The organism is Actinomadura sp. 7K534, from assembly GCF_004348575.1.
Classification (GTDB): domain Bacteria; phylum Actinomycetota; class Actinomycetes; order Streptosporangiales; family Streptosporangiaceae; genus Spirillospora; species Spirillospora livida.
Genome location: NZ_SMKB01000355.1, coordinates 1 through 5,496, shown reverse-complemented (window position 1 = coordinate 5,496; position 5,496 = coordinate 1). Strand labels below are relative to the sequence as shown.

Annotated in this window: 6 protein-coding genes; 5 read left to right on the top strand and 1 reads right to left on the bottom strand. The window is 70.2% G+C overall.

Translation table 11 applies throughout. The features are described from left to right. Window positions 1-17: 17 nt before the first annotated feature. Complete coding sequence (locus E1266_RS35205) at window positions 18-944, top strand: phosphatidate cytidylyltransferase (RefSeq protein WP_243719288.1); 927 nt, start codon at window positions 18-20, stop codon at window positions 942-944. A gap of 66 nt (window positions 945-1,010) precedes the next feature. Here the strand turns inward: E1266_RS35205 and E1266_RS35200 are convergent, their stop codons facing one another. After that, window positions 1,011-2,156, bottom strand: a complete 1,146-nt coding sequence (locus tag E1266_RS35200) for a suppressor of fused domain protein (RefSeq protein WP_132054598.1) — start codon at window positions 2,154-2,156, stop codon at window positions 1,011-1,013. Window positions 2,157-2,314: 158 nt separating this feature from the next. Here E1266_RS35200 and rlmN point away from each other — a divergent pair, with 158 nt between their 5' ends. The 4 genes from rlmN (at window position 2,315) to E1266_RS35180 (ending at window position 5,399) form a co-directional block, all read left to right on the top strand. Beyond that, window positions 2,315-3,460 (top strand): 23S rRNA (adenine(2503)-C(2))-methyltransferase RlmN, encoded by a 1,146-nt coding sequence (rlmN, locus tag E1266_RS35195; RefSeq protein WP_132054596.1) that lies wholly within the window; start codon window positions 2,315-2,317, stop codon window positions 3,458-3,460. A gap of 66 nt (window positions 3,461-3,526) precedes the next feature. After that, window positions 3,527-4,033, top strand: coding sequence for a DivIVA domain-containing protein (locus E1266_RS35190; RefSeq protein WP_132054594.1), 507 nt, complete (start codon window positions 3,527-3,529; stop codon window positions 4,031-4,033). A 63-nt stretch (window positions 4,034-4,096) separates the two neighbouring features. Further along, window positions 4,097-4,924 (top strand): YwqG family protein, encoded by an 828-nt coding sequence (locus E1266_RS35185; RefSeq protein ID WP_165966336.1) that lies wholly within the window; start codon window positions 4,097-4,099, stop codon window positions 4,922-4,924. A 46-nt stretch (window positions 4,925-4,970) separates the two neighbouring features. Further along, the gene (locus tag E1266_RS35180; protein WP_132054590.1) at window positions 4,971-5,399 is read left to right on the top strand and encodes an HIT family protein; all 429 of its coding nucleotides are present in this window, start codon (window positions 4,971-4,973) and stop codon (window positions 5,397-5,399) included. Window positions 5,400-5,496: the final 97 nt, after the last annotated feature.

Genomic DNA, 5,496 nt, shown 5'->3' with positions numbered 1-5,496 from the left:
CCCCTGATACGAATGACGTGCGCGCCCACCCCTCGCCCGCGAACGAGCCCTCCGCCGAGGAGCCCCTGACGCCCGCTGCCGACGAGGCTTCCGCGGGCGCGTCCGCTGGAACGCCCGAGGGGGGCAAGCCCGTAGGCAAGACGGGCCGTAACCTGCCCCTGGCCGTCGCCGTGGGCGCCGCTCTCGGCGCCCTGGTGCTGCTCTCTCTCTACACGGTCAAGGAGATCTTCCTGGCCGTCATGGTCGTGTTCCTCTTCCTCGGGATGCGGGAACTGGCCGAGGCGTTCCGGAGCCGCGACATCGGCGTCCCGTTCATCCCCGTGGCAACGGGCATGGTCGGCACACCGGTCGTGTCCTATGTGTGGGGGCCCACCGCCACGGTGGCCGCGGTCTCCCTCACCGTCCTCGCGCTGCTGATGACGCGGATGCTGGACGGTTCCGACGGTTACGTGCGGGACGTCGCCGCAGGGTCGCTCCTGGCCGGCTATCTGGTGCTGATGGGCGGAATCGTCGCGCTGCTCATGCGTCCCGACGACGGCGACCACCGCACCGTCATCTTCATCGCCATCACGGTCGCCAGTGACACCGGCGGCTACTTCGTGGGGTCCTTCCTGGGCAAGCACAAGATGGCGCCCACGATCAGCCCCAAGAAGACCTGGGAAGGCGTCACCGGCTCGGCCGTCATGTGCATGATCGTCGGTGGCTGGCTGGTGTGGTGGCTGCTGGACGGCGGCCAGATCTGGCAGGGCGTGCTGGTCGGCCTCGCCGCCGTGGTCACCGCCACCGCGGGCGACCTCGTCGAGTCGATGGTCAAGCGCGACCTCGGCATCAAGGACATGGGAACGCTCCTGCCGGGCCACGGCGGAGTGATGGACCGCCTCGACTCCCTGGTCGCGACGGCCCCCGTCGTCTGGCTCCTGCTGGAGCTCTTCGTTCCTAGCTAGCGGCCGAGACGCGGCGAAGGCGTCAGACGCCCCGGACTCGGTGAGGCGAGCCGGAGCGTCGGAAGGTCAGGAGACGACCCAGGACCTGCCCTGCTGGGCGAGGCGCCTGATGAGCGCGTCCGAGCCCTCGCTCTTGGCGTAGCGGTGCTCCTCACCGGTGATGGGCACGAGCCAGAGCCACCGGACGGGATCGCCGTTCAACGTGAAGCCCGTCAATGCCGGGCCTTCAGGGCCGGTCAAACGGCTCGGATCGTCCAGGAGGAGCACACCCTCCCACTTCGCCTCGTCGCCGCCGAGGGGGAACGTGCGGGCCTCGTGGTACCACTTGACGACGTCCCCTGGGGCGAACCAGGTCACAGACCGCCATGGGTACTGCGCCAGCCAAGGGAAGATGCTGCCGGCGCGCTGGCTGGGGAGGGTGCTCGCGACGGCGAGCTCGATCCGTCCGAAGGGGGCGACGTCGTCCTCGTACAGTTCGACGGTCGGCATTCGCTGGCGGCACATTCCGACCGTGCTCAGCACGGTGAACTCGCGGTCACCCCGTGCTGGACGCTCGGACACCCCCACGGTCGGGGCCACGCCGGTCCGTGCGCTGCCCAACTGCCGGCCGACATCGTGCCAGTAGTGGCCACCCGGGCCGAGCCGTTGCAGCAGGTGGCCGAGCACCGCCTGCTGGAAGTCCGCCCAGGAACCGTCTGCACGGACCATCTTCCAGTGCTCGCGCGCACGGTCGATCCGCGGCCCGAAGTCTTCGATCTCCTCGTCCAGCGGGAAGGCGAAAGGGCTCTGGCGGGTCGCGTCGCGGGCGTATCCGGGGATGCCGCGTCCCATGTCGGACCAGCCGGGGATGACGAACAGCGGGTCGCCCGCCTCAAGGACGGCCACACCGTCGCCCTCCTCGAACCAGACGGCCTCCAGGCCCTCGGCGTCGAGCGCCTTGCGCGGCTCCGGTTGGCGAACATGGGACTCGGGCAGGAGCGGGGCACGGCCCGCCTCCAGCCGGGACCGGTCGAGCTCCGCCGGGGCCTTGCGGTGGTTTCCGACCCACGTTGCACCGACCACCGAGTCGCGTGCGTCTTTCAGGTAGGCCGCGGTGACGTCACCGTCGGTCTCGATGATGAGCCGCCGACTGCCGTAGGGGCTGGCAGAGGCGTGGACGACCGTGGCCTTCGATCCCCGGGACGGGGCGGCGCCCTTACGCAATACCGACATGATCGAGACCTTAGTCGCACACAAGGTCATGTGCAGGAATGTCGTCGTACGCGTCGAGCGGGGTCGCGCCGGCACCGGACGCGGGCCCAGACGGACGATACACATGGATCGTGCACATGGACGATGCACACGGCCTTGTTTGCGACACTGGAGGCACCATGTCTGCCACCCAGCCCGCAACCGCCGGCCCCGCGTCCGAGAAGACCCCGGCCAAGCTCGTCTTCGCCGCCCCCCGGCGCGGCAAGCCGCCGAGGCACCTTGCCGACCTCACCGCCGCGGAACGCCGCGAGGCCGTCGCCGAGCTGGGGGAGAAGCCGTTCCGCGCGGACCAGCTGTCGAGGCACTACTTCGCCCGGCTGGTCGACGACCCGGCGAAGATGACGGACCTGCCGGCCGCCGTCCGCGAGCGTCTCGTGTCCGAACTGCTGCCGTCGCTGCTGACCCCCGTACGGGAGATGGACTGTGACGGTGGCACGACGCTGAAGACCGTCTGGAAGGCGTTCGACGGCGTCCTGTTCGAATCGGTGCTGATGCGCTACCCGGACCGGGCGACGATGTGCGTGTCCTCCCAGGCTGGGTGCGGCATGAACTGCCCCTTCTGCGCGACCGGTCAGGCAGGGCTCACTCGCAACCTCTCCACGGCTGAGATCGTCGAGCAGGTGACCGCTGGCGCGCGCGCACTGGCGCGTGGGCGCATCCCAGGCGGGCCCGGACGCGTCTCCAACATCGTCTTCATGGGCATGGGGGAGCCGCTGGCGAACTATAAGGCCGTGATAGGAGCGGTACGACGTATCACCGATCCGGCACCTGCCGGCTTGGGCATCTCCCAGCGTTCGGTGACGGTGTCCACGGTCGGGCTCGTCCCGGCGATCGAAAAGCTCGCCGCGGAGGACATGTCGGTGCGGCTGGCGGTGTCCCTGCACGCACCCGACGACGAACTGCGCGACGACCTCGTCCCGGTCAACAACCGCTGGAAGGTCGCCGAGGTCCTGGACGCCGCCTGGGCCTACGCGGAACGCAGCGGCCGCCGCGTGTCGATCGAATACGCCCTCATCAAGGACATCAACGACCAGGCGTGGAGGGCGGATCTCCTCGGCAGGCTCTTGCGCGGGAATCTCGTACACGTCAATCTGATCCCGTTGAACCCGACACCCGGTTCCAAGTGGACCGCGTCCCGGCCGGAGGACGAGCGCGAGTTCGTCCGCCGCCTGGAGGCCCACGGGGTTCCGGTGACGGTGCGCGACACTCGGGGCAGGGAGATCGACGGGGCCTGCGGTCAGCTGGCCGCGGCGACCAAGGACTGAGCGCGCCGCGGGCGTGTCACCGCCGTCCCGCGGCCGCGCTGACGCGGGCTGAGGAGCACGGTACCGGTGAAGACGGGTGTTCGGCTGCCGGTGGTCCTGCGCGGCTACGACCGCGGTCAGGTGGACGCGCTGCTGCGGAGGATCTCGCAGGCGCTGAACGGCGGGCCGCCGATGTCCGCGGACGAGGTGCGGGCCACCCGGTTCGACGTCGTCATGCGCGGCTACGACCCCCGCTCCGTCGACGAGCTGGTCAGCGAGTGCATCAGGGAGCTGCAGGCGAGGGCGCCGATCAGGGAGCGGCCGGGCCGGTCGCGCGCCCAGCCCGCCTGGCTGATCAACTGGATCCAGAACGCCCGGTTCTCGGGCGCGGGCATCCGCTCGGGCTACGACGTCCGGGATGTGGACGCGTTCCTCGACCGGGTCATCGCCGGCCTGCGCGGTTCGGCTCCGCCGGTGACCGCCCGCGACGTGCGGGAGAGCGCGTTCCGCGTCGTCCGCCTCGGCCCCGGCTACGACGAGCAGGAGGTCGACCGCTTCCTGCTGCAGCTCGCGAGCGCCCTCGAACGCCGCTGACGAAGTTATCCACATGTTCGCGGGATGCTGCGCGCCGTTCCCGTGCCGGGTGAGGCTACGTGCATGGATCACTTCGCGGAACAGTACGCCCGCCTCCGAGCGCTCTTCGCCGCCTTCCTGACCCCGGAGGTCACCGCGGCCCTACTACCCCTGGCCGGCCGGTCGCTGAGGCTGGGCGCCGAAGGCGACGCACCCGTCGACCTTGGCGGCACCCCGCTGCTGCCGCCCGGCGAACCCTGGCCGCGCTGGAACGGTCGCCCCCTGGACTTCCTAGGTGCGATCGACTTCGCCGACCTCACCCCGTTCGGGGAGATCTCCGGAATCCCGTCGTCTGGGAAGGCCGCCTTCTACTACGCGAGCGACGTCCCGCGCCCCTGGGGCGACGCGGCCGCGCAACGCGACGGCTGGCGCCTCTTCACCGGCGACCTCCGTGAAGCGGCCCCGCCCCCCGGCGCCTTGACCTACCCCCAGACGCGCCTTCACGCCACGCCGTTCCTCTCCCTGCCGTGCCCCGAGGAAGCTGTTGTGCGCCAGCTGGAGGCCACTTACAGCGGCCTCGTGCCCGTCTACGAGCAACTGCACGCCGTCTGGTCGCAGCACATCTGGCCCCGCGACATGCCCGCCCACCAACTGGGCGGCTGGCCGGCCCTGGTCCAGCGCCCCCTAGGCCCCGACTGCCTGTACGCCTCGACGGGCCGCCCTCTGGACTCCGTAGCACCTCCGACCCTGACCCGGGACGAGGAGCGTGCCGTAGACGAGTGGCGCCTCCTCCTACAACTCGACTCCGACGATCGGCTCGGTTGGTACTGGGGCGACCCTGGCCGCGTCTACTTCTGCTCCAGACCGGACGACCCCCTCGAACAAACCTGGCTGACCCTCCAGGCCGCCTGACCCCCGCTCCCTCTCGAGGCCTACGAGGTCGGGGGAGAATATGGCCATGGGTGATTCGAAGGTGTGCGTGTTCTGCGAGATCGCCAAAGGGGAGCGCCCCGCGCACGTGGTGATGGACGCGCCGGACGCGATGGCATTCCTCGACACGAGGCCGCTCTTCAAGGGGCACACGCTGCTCATCCCGCGCGTGCACTACGAGACGCTCACGGATCTGCCCGGCGAGATGCTCGGCCCGTTCTTCGGCCACGCACAACGCCTCGCGGCCGCGATGGAGTCGGTGCTAGAGGCGGCCGGCTCGTTCGTGGCGATGAACAACCGCATCAGCCAGAGCGTCCCGCACCTGCACGTCCACATCGTCCCGCGCAACCGCAAAGACGGACTCCGCGGCTTCTTCTGGCCCCGCCAGAAGTACGCCTCAGAAGCCGAAGCCGCCGACTACGCCACCCGCCTCTCCACCGCCGTCCCCACCCCCTGACCACAAGCACCGCACCGGACGTCCCGCAACCGCGCCCCCGGTAATCACCTCACCGAGCGCTCGCTCCGCGCTGCATCGACCCGGCCGGCAAGCCACC

Excerpts from the sequence above, each read along its gene's own strand:
- E1266_RS35180 (WP_132054590.1), top strand. The coding sequence starts at position 4,971 with ATGGGTGATTCGAAGGTGTGCGTGTTCTGCGAGATCGCCAAAGGGGAG.
- E1266_RS35200 (WP_132054598.1), bottom strand. The coding sequence starts at position 2,156 with ATGTCGGTATTGCGTAAGGGCGCCGCCCCGTCCCGGGGATCGAAGGCC.
- E1266_RS35185 (WP_165966336.1), top strand. The coding sequence starts at position 4,097 with ATGGATCACTTCGCGGAACAGTACGCCCGCCTCCGAGCGCTCTTCGCC.
- rlmN (WP_132054596.1), top strand. The coding sequence starts at position 2,315 with ATGTCTGCCACCCAGCCCGCAACCGCCGGCCCCGCGTCCGAGAAGACC.